Genomic DNA, 17159 nt, shown 5'->3' on the forward strand with positions numbered 1-17159 from the left:
TCCGGGTGCTGTCGAATTCCACCAATAGCTCGCGACCGTTCGCGGCACGGTCACGGCCATCTCCGCACCTGAGCGCACGACGCGCGTGACCGGATCAGCATTTTAAGCAAGCTTCCGACATCATTGAAACGAAGGTTGCTTGTCCGGAATTCCGAAGCTGGGTTGCGGCGATGCTAAGAGCCGCCGGCGTGATTGGCAGCTCACCCTTGCCAACTTCGCCGAGCAGTACCAGGCCGTCCTGCTGCAAAGAAGATGGTGGGGCCGGCGAAGCCTGAGGCTGGCGACCAGCGAGGCGTGGCGCGCGCGCGGTACCCGCTTCCGGGCGAACTGCACTACTACTCGATCGGAGGATTTTCCCTGAGCCCTATCTCGCCTATCCTGATATCTAACTACAACAAGCTCACGAGTCGACGCTAACTGCCTTGGTCGCGGCAGAAAAATTGAAAAGACGTAGCCACGTGGATGGTGCTGTACACGATAAATTTCAACCATGATGGAGAACAAATCATGCTTAAACGTCTGATATCGATTCTCACAGTCTTGTCGTTGCTGTTACCGATTTCCTCTGCCTGGGCGGACGAGTATACGGACACGATCAAGCTGTTCAGGAATGCGGGAGAAAGTGGCGAGCTCCTAAAATCTGCTTACGGCTACGCCGTATTTCCCACGATTGGCAAGGGAGCTGTCGGCATAGGAGGGGCCCATGGCAAGGGCCGTGTGTACGAAAAGGGAAAGTATATCGGCGACACTTCGATGACCCAGGTGACCGTGGGCTTTCAGCTTGGCGGCGAAGCCTATAGCGAGATGATCGTGTTCGAAGATGAGCGGGCGCTCAAGGAATTTACCGGCGGTAACTTTGAGTTTGGCGCAGATGCCTCCGCGGTTGCGATCACAGCGGCAGCGGGCGCGCAGACAAGCACGACGGGCACTTCTGCGCGTGCGAGCGCCGGCAAGAAAGACGCCAAGACTGCGGGTGGCTATCACAAGGGCATGGCGACATTTACAGTGACCAAGGGCGGCTTGATGTACGAGGCGAGCATTGGCGGCCAGAAGTTCAGCTACAAGCCTCATTGACTCTCACTATAAAGGGCAAAGATTGCCGCCAGTCAAAGTCGAATACCAATACTAGTCCCACCAACCATAGGATGCGCAGACGAGCAGCGGCGCCGAGCGGTAAAACTATCGAGGCGCCGCGTGCGACATCGGCACTCGCGAAAGAATGAACGGCGCGTAATCGGTCGGCTCGGTAGGACGCCCCGCCCGCGTCGACCAAGTAGGCGGCAGGAACGATTGGCGTCGGGCGCGGGGCGAAACGGTCGGCAGCCGGCTATAAGACAAGGGAACGCGGTACTGCCAGTATTCATTCGCGCAGCGCCTGCACCCTCCCTGACTTCACCGCCGCCTTCAGGGCCGACCAGTCCATTTCATTGCGCTCGGTGTAGGCAATGGCAAACTGCTGGATGGCTTCGTCGAAAGCATCCGACTTACCCACATACCCAAGGATCGTGGCGGGATCGCCGGCCTTAGCCATCGAATGGGCCAGCGCGTGCCCGCAAGACACTGCATACTCGCTGAGATCCTTCGCGTTGAAGGTATTAAAGTCGAAAGCGCCCTTCATGTCGCGCAACTGACGCACGTAGAAGTCGTTGCCCGTTGTGCGCACCCTGGACCACCCGAGGAAGATGTCGCTGGACGACTGCAGCAGGCGCTGCCCGTTCACGACTCGCTCACCGTGGTTGGGGAACTTGCTCGCTGGCAGGTATCTCTCCAGCACCGATGCACGTGCCTCCTTGACCTGCAGGAAGAGTGGACTCCGGCCATCCGCCATGAAAAGCGCCTCATAGCAACGCGTGCCAACCGAGCCCACGCCGACGACGCGCACCGCCGTGTCGACCAACTCGTAGCGATCAAACAGTGCGCGTACCGAACCCGTCACAGTCAGGCGATACTCGGCAAAGAAGCGCCTGACAGTATCGTCGAACTGCTTCGCTTCCTTCTGGCTCTTTACGGGAAAGTGATAGACCAGAGGTGGCTCCTCCTTGATGCGCAGCTTGCCGTTGACAACTGCCGCGGTGTGGCTCAGCACGAGCCGCGACGATTGCTGCCTGGCCTTGCTGATCACTGCCTCCTCTTTTTTCCGCTCCTGGACTGTGTCCGCAATGGCCAGCATGTTCTCGGCACCAAACTGGTAGTACCAGACGTCGAGCGTGTCCATCGCGCTGAACGTGGTCATGCACTCGCGGAACGTCGCACACAGCCGGCGCACAATGGCGCGCTGCTCTCGCGTGCCAAGGCCGCGTTCGCGTCCGGCGATGACGAAGGATGCGGCCAGCCTGCGCACATCCCAGTCGAATGGTCCGGGCAACGTTTCATCGAAATCATTCGGCCCGAACAGTATCCTGCGCTCGGGACTGGCGAACAAGCCGAAGTTTGCCAGGTGGGCGTCACCGCCTAGCTGCACGATGATTCCCGAATTGGGCAACCTGGCCAGGTCGAAGGCCATCAGCGGCGCGGCCCCGCGATAGAAGGCGAATGGACTGGCCACCATGCGGCCATAGCGGATCGGTATGAGGTTTCGCAGCCTGCCTGCATTGGAAGCCTCGAGCAGCGCAATCGGATCGCGGTCCGCCAGCGTACATGTTGCAAGCTGGGCCCGCGGCGCAAGCCGACGTGCGGCCCTTCCCGCGTCGATGCGCGATGCCCGTGTGCCGCGGCCACCAAACAGCTCAGAGAGATCCTTGTGCACTTGGGCGGCATGCGGCTCCGCGTGCACTGCCGACGATCCATCTCGTTGCAACTCGGCAGTCTTTGGCATGGCATGCTCACTTGAACTCGAACGGCGCGTGATCGTGTATGTCAACCCGGCGTGCCGGCAGACGCTGGCCCTGATGCAGGCGGAGGCCGATCACGCAGGGCTTTGATGGCGTCGTCCACGGTCACGAAGACCTCCTGCCGCCCGGCGATGCCGCCAAGGGTGCGATAGCGCTGGAGTTCGTCAAGTACGCCTTCGGGAATGGCGACTGCGGCGACACCTATGCCGCGCCGTTCCAGCTCCTGGCGAAGCTGCTGCAACGTCTTGCCGGCGCTATAGTCGACGTTGAAGATTTCCGAGGCATCGATGATGACCCAGTTCACCTTCGAGCCCGTTTGATCGATCAGCCTCAGCACCTCCTCCATGAAGCGGCCCGCGTTCGCGTAGAACAGATCGGCCTCGAAGCGATAGGCGACGATGCCCGGTGAGGCGAACAGGTCTGGCGCCACTTCATTTGCCGTCCACTGACCGTTCGGGTGCGGTGTCAGCACTCGGGTGCGCAGGCGGTAGCTATAACGCGTATGGTCGATTAGGGACAACAGCACGGCGGCAAGGATGCCGTGCATGACGTCGACAAAAACCACTACGCCCGTCGTGATTAGGGCAACCACGAACTCATCCTTCTGCAAGTTGTAAAGCTCGGTCATGCCTTTCACGTCGATCAGCTTGACGCCGATCATGAACACGATTGCCGAAAGGACGGCAGCCGGCAGGAAGCTTAGCGGCCCGGTCATGAACAGCAGCACCAGCAGCACGATGACGGCGGTCGTCAGGTGGGCGAACTGGGTTCGACCGCCTGCATCGTCGATCATCTCCGTCTTGGTCGGGCTCCCGTTGACCACGAAGGTGCCGGTCAGCGCGGCCACTGCATTTGCGCCGGCAAGGCCAACGATGTCCTGGTTGTCGTCGCCGCGCTCGTTGTACCGGTTGGCGTAAGCCCGTGCGGTCGCGGCGCTCTGCGCGATGATGACAATGAAGCAGGAGGCGGCGGTTATCAGTACCTGTTCCAGGTGCGCGAGATGCAGCGGCGGTAGCGACAGCGATGGCAATCCRCTGGGCACCTTGCCGACCAGCTCGATGCCGTGCTTCCCGAAATTGAATGCCGCACTGCAGGCGATCGCGCCGACCACGGCAATCAGCGGACCGGGTACACGTGGCGCCAAACGTTTGCATCCCAGGATCACTGCCAGCACAAGGAACGACAGGGCAGCCGTGACATAACTGGCCTCGCCAATGCGCTGAAAAACCGAGGCGAACTGCATGAGCGGCCCATGTCCCTGTTTGGGCAGCCCGATCAGCCCGGCAAGCTCGCCAACAGCGACCTGTACGCCGACACCGGTCAGGAAGCCGATCAGTGCGCTGCGCGACAGGAAGTCGGCCAGGAACCCCAGGCGAAGGATGCGCGCCAGAACCAGCATGACGGCAACAGCGAGTGCAACGGCGCTCGTCAGCCCGACATATTCCGGACTGCCAAGCGTCGCCACCGCAACCAGGGAACTGGCGAGGATGGCTGCGGTTGCGGAATCGGCGGCAACAACCAGATGGCGCGACGCCCCCAGAAGGGCAAAGACCACCAGCGGCAGCAAGATCGTGTAGAGGCCCGTGACGGTCGGCGTGCCCGAGATCTTGGTGTACCCCATCACTTCAGGGATCCCGAGGGCGGCCAGTGTGATGCCGGCGATGATGTCGTGCGGCAGTTGCGCGCGATTGACCGGCAGCAGCCCTTTCAGGAGGGGCATGCGACTTGGGGGTGCAACGGTCGGGGAAGTCGGCATGATGTCGTGCGCCTCCAAGTGAGGTTGCATGATCCGGCCCGTGCGGTCGCAAAGTCGCTCGACTGACTAACCCGCGGGATTCCCATGCTCGGGTCGTAAATCCGGGGGGATACTCTTACCCCCGCGCTTCCATCATAGCGTCACATTTGCGTCAGACAACGAGCAAGTTCGGTCCACGTTTTGCCGGCCGGCGGACCAGATCCTTGATGTCCATCTGGCAAGCAAGCGCGCGACGCAGGCCGCGGACTTCCGCCTCTCGGCCGATTCCCCCCCGCGACGCGGCATTCGGGTCTTACAGCTTGCTGCCTGCTTATCCCCGACTCGGGATCCGCGCGGCGCACGTCTGTGTGACGAAAAGAAAACTCCAACATAACGTGCCGCACGCCAATGGCGTGCGACGTTATCGTGGCGAGGCGTAATTCCAAAATGCCCGGGCCCCATGCGACGCAGCCAAGCGTCCTCAATATTCGTACCACTCTTGTCAGCCTGGCAGGATAAAACATGCTCCAGAGAGACTTTTGTGTGAGGGTTCCATGGGTTCTAAGATTTTTCGGGACTTCAATGGCTTGGCAGACCTGTTGCTACGAACTCAGTTACAACTTACACGCCGCGTGCCGACGTAGGCACCTAATGCGCGACCGATCCCCGCGCTCTGACCATGGCGAGATGAGGGGTGGAGGCTCTTCCCATGTGTCGGGAAATGCCAATATGATTTTTGCTGCCGATTTCATGAACCGCCCACGGATGTCCCACCTCGCGTAGTGTCAAAGCCGGCTCGCCCCGAATACGCAAGAGGGGATGGTTCCCAGCCTCGATTTCTGGAATCAATATTCTCCTTTCCGGAAGCGCGCCCTGCCCTACACTATTGTCCAAATGGGTAGTAAAGACGGCACGCCTGTGGCCGGCCCGTTCTGGCTCCCCGTCTCTTGGTTCTGACGAAGGGAGGAGCCGTGACTGAAACGCCCCGCACTGCTGGCGAAGTCACCAGCGGCGCTTCCGTGGGCCGGTGGCGCGCGGTACTTCCTCCAGTTCAGTGGTTTTCCACCTATCAGCCGCAATGGCTGGCGCACGATGCCATTGCCGGCGTGACACTCGCCGACTACGGCATCTACTGCTATCTCGTCGGCGGTCTGCTCTACGCGTTGTTCGGTGCGTCCCGCCAGCTTGCGATCGGTCCCACCTCCGCAATCTCGATGGTCGTCGGGCTGAGGGTGGCAAGAATGGCTAATGGGGATTCCGCCCGCTGGGCGTCCATTGCCGCGCTGACGGCGCTGCTCATTGCTGCCATGTGCCTGCTGGCCTGCCTGCTGCCGTCGTATGCGGAAAGCGTTTCCGCAGCGCGTGCGCTTGCGCAGACGAACGGCTACGAGATCGTGGCGTTGGCTAAGCGTATGCGCAGCCGTATTGCGCCGCCTGACTGGGTTGTTGAAATGACTGGTGAAACGAAATGAGTAGCGGCCGAAGCTTTGGATTGAAGCGAACGCAGCCCGCAGCCACTTCCGGTGACGATATTCTGCGAGATCGGAAAAATTTTTCGCTGGTCTTAGGAGGGCCGCTCTATCAACTGCTGCGTCGGACACACTTGTCCGACGATGCATTGCTATTGGCGCGCCAACGCATCGTCTTCCTATCCCTCTTCGCGTGGTTGCCGCTTCTGTTGCTCTCTGCCTTCGAAGGAAGTTTGTTGGGCAAAGGTGCGACGGTGCCGTTCCTGATGGACATGGAAGTTCACCTCCGTTTCCTTGTTGCAGTACCCTTGCTAATCGCTGCGGAACTGGTGGTGCACCGGCGCCTACTTGGTATCGGCCAGGCGTTCACGGAGCGGAATTTGATCCCCGAAGCCGCTACGGATCAATTTGATGGCGCCATTAACGCGGCATTCCGACTGCGCAATTCCGTGCTAGCGGAGGTGCTGTTGGTCGCCCTCGTATATGGAGTCGGCGTCCTGATCATTTGGCGTCATTATACCGGCCTCCAAGCGGCCACATGGTACGCATCGCCTACTGGCGGCGGCTTGACGCTCACACTGGCCGGCATCTGGTATGGCTACGTGAGCTTGCCGCTTTTCCAGTTCCTGCTAATTCGATGGTATTTCAGGCTATTCATTTGGATGCGCTTTCTCTGGCAGGTATCGCGCATTAAGCTGAGCCTGATTCCGACTCATCCGGATCGTGTCGGTGGACTCGGCTTTCTTTCCAATACCGTCAATGCCTTCGCACTGCTTCTCGCGGCGCATGGAGTCATGCTTGCCGCAAATCTCGGTAATCGCATTTTCTTCCTTCGAGCAGCGCTACCGGAATTCAAGATGGAAATCGTTGTAATGGTCGTCTTTCTGCTGGGTGTGGTTTTCGGCCCGTTGCTGGTATTTGCGCCTCAGCTTGCACAGACGAAGCGGATAGGCCTGAATGAGTATGGTGCTCTGGCAGAACGCTATGTRCGCGAGTTTGATACCAAATGGCTACGTGGTGGCGCGCCAATCGACGAACCCTTGGTGGGTAGCGGCGACATTCAGTCGCTTGCCGATCTGGCCAATAGTTTCGAGGTGGTACGCGGCATGCGCCTCGCCCCTATCACTAGGGATGCCATTGTGCAACTTGCGGCGGCTGTCCTAATTCCAATTGTACCGCTGGCACTGACCATGATGCCCCTCGAAGAACTGCTAAAGCGCCTATTCGGACTCTTGTTCTAAATTGCGACGCTCCTGTCCTCCGGGAAGCATCAGGGGTTCGTCCTGGTGAAACACCACACACTCGCTGGCATTGTTCAAACGGTCTTTCGAGCGGGAAGAATCGACCACGGAGGAAGCTGAGGCGTTTGCACAAGCGGAAGCCAGAATGGAGTGGCGGCTTGCTTGGCTGCGTCGACGGCATCGGACAGCTTGGGGTAATCGTGATTTAATCCGACACCGCCATTGTCCGGAAAGAGTCGTGGTTGCGTCCTGCGGGCCGTGCCGAAGAAGCGCCACAATTCGCGGCACTGTCTGAGGGGGAGGAGATTGTTGGGGATTAGCGGTCGATGGGCCTGCAGCCCCGTGTGACTGCCAACCCTGTCGGGAAACGGCAAGGATCTCCTCGCCGTTTTTCTATGCTGCCTTGGCTTCCGCGCCGCGCCGGATGTCCTTCTCCAGCGGCGGACTCGCAATGTCCGAGAGGCTTCGGACGGCCTGCTCGAGCGTGCGAATCAGATCCGGGGTGGCTCCCAGGCCTTCATAAATGTTCTTCCAGCCCCGCACTGCACTCCATACCCGGCGAATCACGTCGAGCGCCTTAGGCCGGTCCGCCACGAAAGCAGAGAATTCGCYCATCGCATTGTCGAGGGTTGCAAGCTTCCCCTGCGTGCCCACGCTCAGGTGCAGGCGGCGCTCCATGGAGACGGACGCCCGCGGCACGACGTCATACAGCGGGCTCAAGCGCCAGCCCTGCAGCTGCGTGTCGTAGGCAAACGCGTGGTTGCGCAGGTGGTCATCGTCGTTGGTCAGGAAGATGTTAAGCACCATGCGGGCAAACAGCTCCTCGTTGTCGGCTTTCACGCACGACGCAACGACCTGCTCGCGAATCGTCTGGGCCAGATCCTTGTAGCCCTTGGCCATCGACTCCATCTCCGGGCATCCCATCAGGGTCAAGGCGCTGACTTGCGCTATGCGGCCTTCGGTATAACCAGGCATGGGCTCGGTGTCGTAGCCGCGCGCCATGGCCGAGAGCGCTTGCCCGGCCGGCGCCCAGTAGCGGTCGAACCGACGGATCATCAGCACCGGCTTGCCCCCGACCGCGATCATCTTCACCGGCGGAACGGAAAGCCCGGCGGTCCGCGYGATCTCCAGGGCGCCGGCCTCGAGGACTGCCATGTTGAGCGTGTCGGTCTTGGACGGGAACTTGGCCAGCCACAGGACGCTGTCGGCCTCCCGCACGGAAGCTTTCGGGCGCGCGCCGCCGGCCGACGGCACGCCGCCGAGGTATGGCAACAGGTTCGCCGGAATGGGCTCGCCGCTCTCGACCGCGTCAGCCGCCTGCAAGAGGTATGGCAGATCGATCAGCCCCCCGGCCCCCTTGTGAGCGGGGCTCTTTGTGTCCTCCCGCACGTCCAGCGCACCAACGCGGTCGCTGCCGGCCTCCAGCAGGTAGGTGAATTCGTCGAGCGAGTTCGGCGCGGCATTGAGCCGCGCCTCGATGACGCGGCGGCCCCAGGCATCGGGCGCAGCATCGCGGATCCCCCCAAATTCGTTCACCTCGGGCAGCGGGTACCAAACCGTGCCGGGCTCCGCCTGCCGCGCCTGCGCCAAGGTGAGCGCGCGAGGGTCTACCTCGATGGCGTTCGGCCGCTGCAGGTAACGCGTGCCATAGGCGAAGCTGACGGTTTCCCGACCCGCGGACGCCTCGCGACTGAGCAGTCCTGCGGGCACGAAGTGATGCCCTTCCGCCTGATCGGCGATGTGGGCGAATACCGCTACCTTGTTGGGAGCGCGACGAGGGGCCAAGGTTTATCCTTAGAAATCGAGTTCACGCAGTTCCGCCTTGCTTGCGGAGCGAATGCGCTGTGGCAGCTTGCGCGCATGCAAGGCGATCAATGCCGGCACATCGCCTGCCAGGAGCGCCTGCAGGGTGACTTCCGGCGCCAGGGCATGAACATAGCGCAGGAGCTGCGTAAGAGTCCGTCCCGGATCACCTTTTTCGATCAGGATCGCGGTTCCCCGGGAGAGCCCGGCGCGCGCAGCAACATCCGCTTGGCGTAGCCTCAGGCCTTGGCGCAGCTGAGTGATACGCTCACCGAGCTGCTCGGCTTCAGTGAGCCGGGAAAGAGGCAGAAGTGGAGATTCGTCTCGTTTCATGATGTCCGTAATCCTGAACTATAAGACGCTTTAGGTCTGTGATTACGAACATGGTAGCGATGGGGGTGCTTGTGGTCAAGACCGGAATATGTTCGCAAACTTAGACTTTATCTTGATTAAGGTCCATGATTGCAAACATTTCATATCGTTTCGATCCATCCGTCTCTCGACTTGGCTAGTGTGGCGTTAACGTCATAAATCACCTCAGCGAGTTGGATCCAGGGGAGGCTTCCTGGCTGGCGCTTGCCGAAGAAGAGGGCTGGCCGCCCGAAAGAGGCGGCGTCATCGTCCCACTTCCCAGGCTCGGACAGGCGGAATCACCTCATGTCGCGCGCCACTCAGGAGCGCCGTTTTGCTGCGGCGCCGGGTGACGCTCACGCTCTGGCGATTGAGCATGGCCAGCGTCGATCGACACGTCATTTTATGACCGCATCCGCTTTAGCTCAGCGATGCGGCGATGATAGCTTAGAAGTAGACAAGCCTTATCACCACACACATTGCGAGAATTGCGAAGCCATGCTCTCTGATCCGCTCGTAACCGATCCTTGTCAGGCGATGATTTTATCTTTTGATAATAGATTTCTGTCAACTGTCTATCAATACGAGCAAGTTCCGCATCCCCGCAAACAAGCTGCGCTTTAATAGATATGAGCTTGCTGCAATCAAGACTTCTCATCAACGCGATCTTCGTCTCGTATTGAACTTCCAGTAGCCCTGGCTTACAGAGCCCCTGCAGCGACTTACAAGCGACGTCGCGCTCGACCCATGCCATGTCTCGCGCACCATATTGCTTGACGAAACGATTGATACCTGCGTGGCTGATCCCTCTTTGCATTGCGTTGGCCGCGATTATTTCGTTGCAAAGCGAGTCATCGGTATAGGTTCGTCCTTCGCGCCGATAGCAACTGTGAAAACCGAGCAGCCCCGTACCAACAACACTTCGGCGTTCTCCGGAAGCGAACAGGATAGAAGCGCAAGCAGACGCGCACCTGGCATTATCTGGAACTATTGTATAGACACGTACTTCATCCATCGCATCGACGACTCGGAAAGCAGCCTCGACATTTCCTCCCGGACTATTTAAAACAAGGGTAACAAGTCCTTCGTCATCACGGTCAGCTATTTTGGCGAGCRCCAGAAGCTTATCTGCATCACCATTCTGAATCCTTCCCTCCCCGATAAGCATTTTCAGCTTAAGTTGGGGTTGGTAATAGATCTTGAAGTCCATCCCCAGCACCACACCGGGAAACATAAGCATAGCGACACAGAGCCAGGCAAGCATCCGGAGGATCAGGTTTTGCGCCACCGCGTTACTGGCTGCTAGGTGCTGAGTGCTGCGCATACACTTTCCCTCGGAATGTCAGAGGCCGCCGAACGCCTTGTCCATTTCAGTGGAAAGGACGGGCCATATCCATGTGCCCGCGAGTTGTCCGGTAATGAGACCTTGCCGAGCGCACATAGCCCATGTTCGACCTCGACCCATTATCGCGGATTGAAGGGCTGTTCAGGGGCCGGCAGCGCCGACTGGCGATCGGTTGACCGATGTCGCTTGCCGGGCCATCAAGCGATATCCCCGCAAAAGAAACGCGCGCCGCAACTGACGTGGGATCGTCGGCCACTCACGAACCATTGCCACCCTTTGAGGAATGGCTTGCGCATGGGAATTTGTTCTCGGCGACACTCATTCGTGCCATCATCGGCTGCGGGCAAGGGATGCTTTCTTTTGTCGGAGGAGGCTTCTTCAGTCTGGCTCTCTACGAGCCTGCGAAGGCGGCGTTGTGCGACAACTGACCGCCGTTTCTACCCAGCACGGAGGAGGTGAAAATGGTCGAATCACGAAATGGACTTTGGAGGCGGGCGGGCGCAATGCTGGCCGCCGCCGGACTCCTGGCGCTATCGGGGGCTGCCCTGGCCACCAACCAGTCGCAACAGCGCCAACAAGGCAGGGACGCAAACCAGGCTGCCAAACAGGAAGCGCGCGCGGGCAAGGTCGACTGCCGGGCTGCAAACCAGAAGAGCAACTCCCAGTGCCGGCAAGACAAGCGCGACACAAAGCAGGAGGGCCGCCAGGAAAAACGGGACATCAAGTACTAGCGCGGCCGATGCTGGCCAACGAAACGATGATACGAATTCGTGCGACCGTTTCGGGCGCGGCCCTGCTCATGCGCAACCGGCCAACTACGGTCACAGGACTGCGCTCTCAGGCCGACATTCGAATGTCGGCTTCTTTCTGACAGTGCTGCTTGCGAGCAGCGTCCAGCCGATGGCGCGACGTTGTTCCGGATGCCCCCCCCGCCTTCACATATACTGGTTCAATCCAAAATCCCACGAGCAGGTAGTGATCGCTGCGTTGACCGTCGCGTTCTAAGGCTTTCATGGCGGGATAGCCGGGAGGAGACATAGATGCCAGGGTGGGACAGACCTGCCGCGTACGCACCGTGGGTCCGATGGCTGTTGCCTTGCCTTGGCGTGCTCGCCGACGGCTGTATGGCCCAGGAACTCGAGCCGCGCACCTATTCGGCGGCGCCGGTTGGCACGCATTTCCTGCTGGCAACTTATGCAAGGCTCGGCGGCGATGTGCTGACCGACCCCTCCCTGCCGATTACGGACGTCAGCGCGAAGATCGACATTTTTGCATTGGGCTATCTGCAGGTGTTCGACCTGCTTGGCCGCACGGCTTCCGTTGGCGTCGTGCTGCCCTACTCGCGCGCCAACGTCGCGGGGAACGTGTTGGACGCGCCGAACAGCGTCTATCGTGCCGGCGTCGGCGACGCCTATCTGCGTTTCGCGGTCAATCTTCTGGGCGGCGGCGCAAAGACACCGGCCGAGTTCGCGAGGCATCCGCCAGTCCCCAGCCTGGGAACAAGCCTGACGGTGGTAATGCCGAGCGGGCAATATCACGCGGATAGACTGATCAATATCGGCGCAAACCGTTGGGCATTCAAGCCGGAAGTCGGCGTCTCGGCGCCATTTGGCAACTGGTTTGCCGAAGGTGCGTTCGGGGTCTGGCTCTTTACAGCCAATGACGAATTTCTGGGCAGCAGGCAACGCCAGCAGGGCCCACTAGCAGTCGTGCAACTACATGGCGGATACCAGTTCCGGCCCGGCCTGTGGCTCGCCGCCGATGCAGGCTTCTATAGCGGAGGCAATACGACAGTGGACGGCGTCCGCAACGACGATCGCCGCACCAATACGCGGTACGGGCTGACGCTATCGGTGCCCCTCGCGACCAACTGGTCTGGCAAGGTCAGTGCGTCCAAGGGCTGGATCACCCGTGCCGGCGGAGACTACAAGACGATCACGCTGACCGTGCAGTATCGATGGATTGACTGACGGCGTCGCACTCCAGCAACATGTCGGACTTGGTGACCTCAAAGACCGAAGGGGCCGTGGCGACGGCCGGGCTAATCCTAGTCATCCTGCGCAGGCGCTGGCGCCGTGGCTGTTCGGCATCTGCATCGACCTCTGGGGCGCGCAAGCACTATGGATATCGGGCGGATTGGGGCTCGCAGCTACTGCCGCGCTGTTTGCCATACACTCTGCCTCGGCCGAGCCGGCGACAGGCGCCGTTGCTAGCAAATAGCCGCTTCACGTCTTTTCTGGTCGCGGGTTTCGCCCGATGCGCGGATGACGTAGGCAGCGGCGATGTATGATGAGTTCCAAGCTGTCCAAGACAACGTTCCAGCCATGTCCGATGTCGTTCTTCAGTCGATTCTAACGTGCCCTCATTGTGGCTACGTGGCGGCAGAAATGATGCCGATCGAAGCGTGCCAATGGTTCTATGCATGTAAGGGCTGCGATCAAACGCTCACCCCTAAGCGAGGAGACTGCTGCGTCTTTTGCTCATACGGGTCGGTTCCCTGCCCACCCGTTCAAACACATGGCAAAGGCGACTGCTGCAGCAACTAGCTGGGGCCGATCAGTGACCTCCTGGTTCAGACTCCGAAGTCCGGATAGCCAGCCGCTTCATCTTCTCCCACAGCGTATTTCCGGGTCGTGATCTCCTGCGCGGCGGGCGTGCTGATGTAGTCGTAGAAGGCCTTGGCCTGGGGCGGTGCCCCGCCTTGCTGGATCTGCAAGTAGAAGTTGCCCGAGGAGAGATATCGTGCTGTCCCACCATGTGCGGGACTCAATCACTTCCGAGCAGCGCCGCTTTTGGTCAAGACGCGTCAACCATAGCGCGATTCGCCAGATCTGCTGTCAGGGACTTGCCGATTAGCCGGCGAACACTGTATATTTATACAGTTGTGGTCGCATCCCGGAAAGCTGGCTCCTGAAGTCAAGCCCGTGCGGCGCCTGCGCTTTCTCTCCCCCACCTCGAAAGGCAATCATGTTCGTGGACCGCACCGAAATCATCAACGCCGCCAAGGCACTGCGCGCCAGCCAGGAAGAATCCAGGTACAGCAAGCTCGTTGCGCTCGCGAACAAGCAGCTCAAGGCAATGCAAACGGCAATCCAGAGGGGCAAGGAAGAATTCGAGACCAGACTGGTACTCGACATCAACGAAGACAATCCGCAAGCAGCGCTGGAACCGCGCGCGCAACGGCTAGCCGACGACCTCAGAGCGCAGGGCTACACCGCAACGGTGACCACGTTTGCCGAGGTCAGCACCGACCGCAAGAACTGGACGCCGAATATCACGGTCGCCATCGGTCTGGGCGACATGGTTTCCGAAGTCGACAGCGAGATAGCGGAAAGCACGGTGACCGACGAGACGGAGGTCGCGCTGGCTGGCGAAGCTGTCAGTGAAATGGCCTGACGGCGGCGGGCAATCCGAGATAAGGCACGGCATCACGGGGCTTCGCGGACGGTCGCGTGCGTGATGGCTGTTCCTACAAGGGAAATCTGCACGCGATCTACCAGTGGCGCCCGATGTAGGAAACCGTGGCGTATAAGGACGCGATGCCTGCGCTTTGATCGAACGAGGACTGTCACCACGCATGGCGGATCTCACTGGTAGGAACATGCTCGCGCCGTGAGCCTGTGCGCGGCTATCCCTGCTGGCTTCGTCGAGGTCGACGATCGGCCACTAGCTGCCGTTCGCCATCACGCGCGATTCACGCAGGCCTGGCAGGCCTCAACTCTTCCTGGCCGTCTTCGCCACAAACGGCGTCGGCACGTGCTGGACCGTTTCGCTGCCGCACTTGGGGCACGGCGGATGGGCCGTTGCATGTTCAGCTAGATGTTCAGCGTGGTCGAAGACCTGACCGCACTTCTCACAACGGTACGAATAGGTGGGCATGACACGCCTCCATTCTGCATGGTGCAGGGACTCGCTGCATCTGATCTGCCGGTCACTTCCCGCAGACCGTCATTTCAATTCTAGGACACCGTCGCGTCCAACACGGCCAGTCATATCGCATTGTCAGCACCGCATCAGGCACCTATCCTTCACATCACCCTCCTTCGCGCTTTGCGTGCTTATCATGGAAACATGCCCAAATCGCCCGATCGGACGACGCAATGCCTGAATAGCTGTAGTTCTTATTTGGCAGTTCTTACACATTGCCGCCAGTTTCCCTCGCCATCGGTTTCATTTTTGAAGCATCTCGCGGAGGTTGCCTATGTCGTTGCGACCCGATTCCCATAGGGTTAGTCTAATTGACTCTTGGACTGAGAGCGCTAGACTAGAGATCGACCGGAGACACTCATGCACCCACGCAACATTGCCGGTGTCGCGGTTTCAGCGTTGATGTTGGGGTCGGGTTTCGCGCTCGCCGACGAACACCACGCGAGTACCTACCAGCTAGGCAAAATCACCTTCCCCACTTCCTGCGACCCGAAGGTACAACCACTCTTCGAGCGGGGCGTCGCGATGTTGCACTCCTTCTGGTTCACAGAGGCGGGCAAGACCTTCAATGCGGTCGTCGAGCAGGACTCTAACTGCGCAATTGCTTACTGGGGACTCGCCGTTAATCTGCTGGGCAATTCGCTTGCGGGCCCGCCGTCGCTGCGCGACGCCCAGGCGGCCTCGGAAGCCGTTGCCAAGGCCCGTGCGATCGGAGCGAAGACACAACGCGAGCGCGACTGGATCGACGCGATCGGTGCATACTACCGCGACTACGATAGAGTGTCAGTGGACACTCGCCTGCAGGCTTACGCTGACGCAATGCAACGAATGACGCAGCGCTATCCGGACGATGACGAGGTCTGGATCTATTACGCGCTAGCTCTGCAGGCCGCCGCGCCCGTGAGCGACAGGACCTACGCCAACCAGCGTAAGTCGGCGGAGATTCTGGAGAAGCTATTCGCGAAGAATCCTCAACATCCTGGAGCCGCACATTACCTGATCCACGCCTATGATTATCCGCCGCTTGCCGCAAAGGGTCTCGCCGCGGCGAGCAAATACGCCAGCATTGCACCGGCGGCGCCACATGCGCGGCACATGCCATCGCATATCTACACGATGCTCGGGCTTTGGGAAGAGTCGATCAAATCCAACCAGGCGGCCCTCGAGGTTCAACCCGATTACTACCACGCATTGGACTTCATGGTCTATGCGCATCTGCAGCTATCGCAGGATGTGAAGGCGCGCGCCTTGATCGAACAAGGCCTAGCCGACGCCATGCGCAAACCGCCGGTCTTGAAGGGCAACAAGAACTCTGTTGCGGCGATGCCCGCGCGCTATGCACTTGAGCGAGCAGACTGGAAGGCGGCCGCCGCCCTGCCCATTACCTCGAACAACTGGGCATACGCTGATTCGATCACGCGCTTTGCGCGCGGTCTCGGGATGGCCCGCAGTGGCGGCTTGACGAGCGCAAAACAGGAGATCGACGCGCTCAAGACGTTGCGGGAGGAACTCGGGAAATCAAACGAGTCCTATTGGGTGGCCAGAACCGACGAGGAGATCGCTGCCGTCGCAGCGTGGACCGCACAAGCCGAGGGCAACCCCACGCAAGCGGAGCGATTGATGCGGGCAGCCGCCGATGGCGAGGACGCCAGCATCAAGAACGTGGCCATGGAGAATCGACTGTTTCCGATGCGCGAGTTACTCGCCGACTTGCTCGCCGTACAAGGAAGAGCCGGCGAAGCCCTGCGGGAATACGAGGCGGCGCTGCGGGAGTACCCGAACCGCTATCACGGCCTGTACGGCGCCGCGCACGCCGCGGACGCCTCAGGGCAACGCGATAAAGCGGTCGAGTATTACAAACGACTCCTCGTGCTCACCAAAAATGCGGACAGCGCGCGACCGGAGACTGCCGCCGCCAAGGCCTACCTCGCGGCGCACTGAGTGGGGCTCCGAACGGTCGTATCCAGCCGTTGCCGCGGCATCGGCGTGATTTGCTGCTGTCCGAACCAATCTGACATGCCCCCAAACGGCGTAGGGGCGCCAGACCCGCTGACCCCCAATCAAGTTTCCACTTGGGATACTGCGAGTGTCCGCTTTCGCGTCTCGACGCGAATATCCGCATTTGGCCGACAGCGCCAGTTGGTGCCGGTTCCATGACAGTTACTTCCTTGCGTTCCGCGGCAAGGTGTGACCGGGCGGTATGGCCCTTCGCGTTGGACGTCTCAAAGGGGTCGGTTGCAGTCCTCCCCCTACCGTTTCGGTGAATAGCGCGCGATGCAATGAAGAGGCCGGTGTTTCCACCGGCCTGCTGAGTTTGTATGTATTACGAAGTATCAATACATACGTCCCCAAAGCATTCAAAACCCTTTGCTGGCAGGCGGCCAGCAGACCATCCCCTTAACTATGCATCGTTAAGGTATAAGACTCGAGAGGTGCGTCAGTTTGATGGCCCGGAGT

Annotated in this window: 15 protein-coding genes and 1 pseudogene; 9 read left to right on the forward strand and 7 right to left on the reverse strand. The window is 60.1% G+C overall.

Annotated features, from left to right (window positions below; all coding sequences use genetic code 11):
* Nucleotides 1-507 precede the first annotated feature (507 nt).
* Entirely contained in the window at nucleotides 508-1074 is a 567-nt protein-coding gene (locus tag AC1DO7_RS29535; RefSeq protein WP_441623560.1) for a lipid-binding SYLF domain-containing protein, read from the forward strand.
* Between the two features lie 286 nt (nucleotides 1075-1360).
* Here the strand turns inward: AC1DO7_RS29535 and AC1DO7_RS29540 are convergent, their stop codons facing one another.
* The gene (locus tag AC1DO7_RS29540; protein WP_441623562.1) at nucleotides 1361-2815 is read right to left on the reverse strand and encodes a DUF2252 domain-containing protein; all 1455 of its coding nucleotides are present in this window, start codon (nucleotides 2813-2815) and stop codon (nucleotides 1361-1363) included.
* 41 nt (nucleotides 2816-2856) lie between these two features.
* Nucleotides 2857-4551, reverse strand: a complete 1695-nt coding sequence (locus AC1DO7_RS29545) for a SulP family inorganic anion transporter (RefSeq protein ID WP_441623563.1) — start codon at nucleotides 4549-4551, stop codon at nucleotides 2857-2859.
* A gap of 986 nt (nucleotides 4552-5537) precedes the next feature.
* Here AC1DO7_RS29545 and AC1DO7_RS29550 point away from each other — a divergent pair.
* Together AC1DO7_RS29550 and AC1DO7_RS29555 are read left to right on the forward strand one after the other, a co-directional pair.
* Nucleotides 5538-5897: pseudogene (locus tag AC1DO7_RS29550) on the forward strand (SulP family inorganic anion transporter); the annotation flags it as partial.
* A gap of 137 nt (nucleotides 5898-6034) precedes the next feature.
* Nucleotides 6035-7276: a hypothetical protein gene (locus AC1DO7_RS29555; RefSeq protein WP_441623565.1), complete on the forward strand. Its 1242-nt coding sequence runs from the start codon at nucleotides 6035-6037 to the stop codon at nucleotides 7274-7276.
* Between the two features lie 393 nt (nucleotides 7277-7669).
* Here the strand turns inward: AC1DO7_RS29555 and AC1DO7_RS29560 are convergent, their stop codons facing one another.
* The 3 genes from AC1DO7_RS29560 to AC1DO7_RS29570 form a co-directional block, all read right to left on the reverse strand.
* Nucleotides 7670-9061 (reverse strand): type II toxin-antitoxin system HipA family toxin, encoded by a 1392-nt coding sequence (locus AC1DO7_RS29560; protein WP_477116886.1) that lies wholly within the window; start codon nucleotides 9059-9061, stop codon nucleotides 7670-7672.
* A gap of 9 nt (nucleotides 9062-9070) precedes the next feature.
* Nucleotides 9071-9412 carry a helix-turn-helix transcriptional regulator gene (locus AC1DO7_RS29565; protein WP_441623569.1) on the reverse strand — a complete coding sequence of 114 codons (342 nt, stop codon included), beginning with the start codon at nucleotides 9410-9412 and terminating at the stop codon, nucleotides 9071-9073.
* A 421-nt stretch (nucleotides 9413-9833) separates the two neighbouring features.
* Complete coding sequence (locus tag AC1DO7_RS29570) at nucleotides 9834-10754, reverse strand: lysozyme inhibitor LprI family protein (protein WP_477116887.1); 921 nt, start codon at nucleotides 10752-10754, stop codon at nucleotides 9834-9836.
* Nucleotides 10755-10954: 200 nt separating this feature from the next.
* On the opposite strand from AC1DO7_RS29570, the gene AC1DO7_RS29575 reads away from it, so the two are divergent.
* From AC1DO7_RS29575 to AC1DO7_RS29590, 4 genes are all read left to right on the forward strand, one after another.
* A complete protein-coding gene (locus tag AC1DO7_RS29575) occupies nucleotides 10955-11203 on the forward strand; it encodes a hypothetical protein (protein WP_441623573.1) in 249 nt (82 codons plus the stop codon).
* Nucleotides 11204-11236: 33 nt separating this feature from the next.
* Entirely contained in the window at nucleotides 11237-11506 is a 270-nt protein-coding gene (locus tag AC1DO7_RS29580) for a hypothetical protein (protein WP_441623575.1), read from the forward strand.
* A gap of 393 nt (nucleotides 11507-11899) precedes the next feature.
* Nucleotides 11900-12745 carry a transporter gene (locus AC1DO7_RS29585; protein WP_441643616.1) on the forward strand — a complete coding sequence of 282 codons (846 nt, stop codon included), beginning with the start codon at nucleotides 11900-11902 and terminating at the stop codon, nucleotides 12743-12745.
* 354 nt (nucleotides 12746-13099) lie between these two features.
* The gene (locus AC1DO7_RS29590; protein ID WP_441623584.1) at nucleotides 13100-13321 is read left to right on the forward strand and encodes a GDCCVxC domain-containing (seleno)protein; all 222 of its coding nucleotides are present in this window, start codon (nucleotides 13100-13102) and stop codon (nucleotides 13319-13321) included.
* 26 nt (nucleotides 13322-13347) lie between these two features.
* On the opposite strand, the gene AC1DO7_RS29595 is transcribed toward AC1DO7_RS29590, so the two are convergent.
* Nucleotides 13348-13491 (reverse strand): hypothetical protein, encoded by a 144-nt coding sequence (locus AC1DO7_RS29595; protein ID WP_441623578.1) that lies wholly within the window; start codon nucleotides 13489-13491, stop codon nucleotides 13348-13350.
* A gap of 251 nt (nucleotides 13492-13742) precedes the next feature.
* Between AC1DO7_RS29595 and AC1DO7_RS29600 the strand changes: the two genes are divergently transcribed.
* Nucleotides 13743-14171 carry a hypothetical protein gene (locus AC1DO7_RS29600; protein ID WP_441623580.1) on the forward strand — a complete coding sequence of 143 codons (429 nt, stop codon included), beginning with the start codon at nucleotides 13743-13745 and terminating at the stop codon, nucleotides 14169-14171.
* A 318-nt stretch (nucleotides 14172-14489) separates the two neighbouring features.
* Here the strand turns inward: AC1DO7_RS29600 and AC1DO7_RS29605 are convergent, their stop codons facing one another.
* A complete protein-coding gene (locus tag AC1DO7_RS29605) occupies nucleotides 14490-14654 on the reverse strand; it encodes an FmdB family zinc ribbon protein (protein ID WP_045243030.1) in 165 nt (54 codons plus the stop codon).
* 408 nt (nucleotides 14655-15062) lie between these two features.
* Between AC1DO7_RS29605 and AC1DO7_RS29610 the strand changes: the two genes are divergently transcribed.
* Nucleotides 15063-16643 carry a hypothetical protein gene (locus AC1DO7_RS29610; RefSeq protein ID WP_441623582.1) on the forward strand — a complete coding sequence of 527 codons (1581 nt, stop codon included), beginning with the start codon at nucleotides 15063-15065 and terminating at the stop codon, nucleotides 16641-16643.
* Nucleotides 16644-17159 lie beyond the last annotated feature (516 nt).

Source organism: Cupriavidus sp. 05N40 (assembly GCF_056397305.1).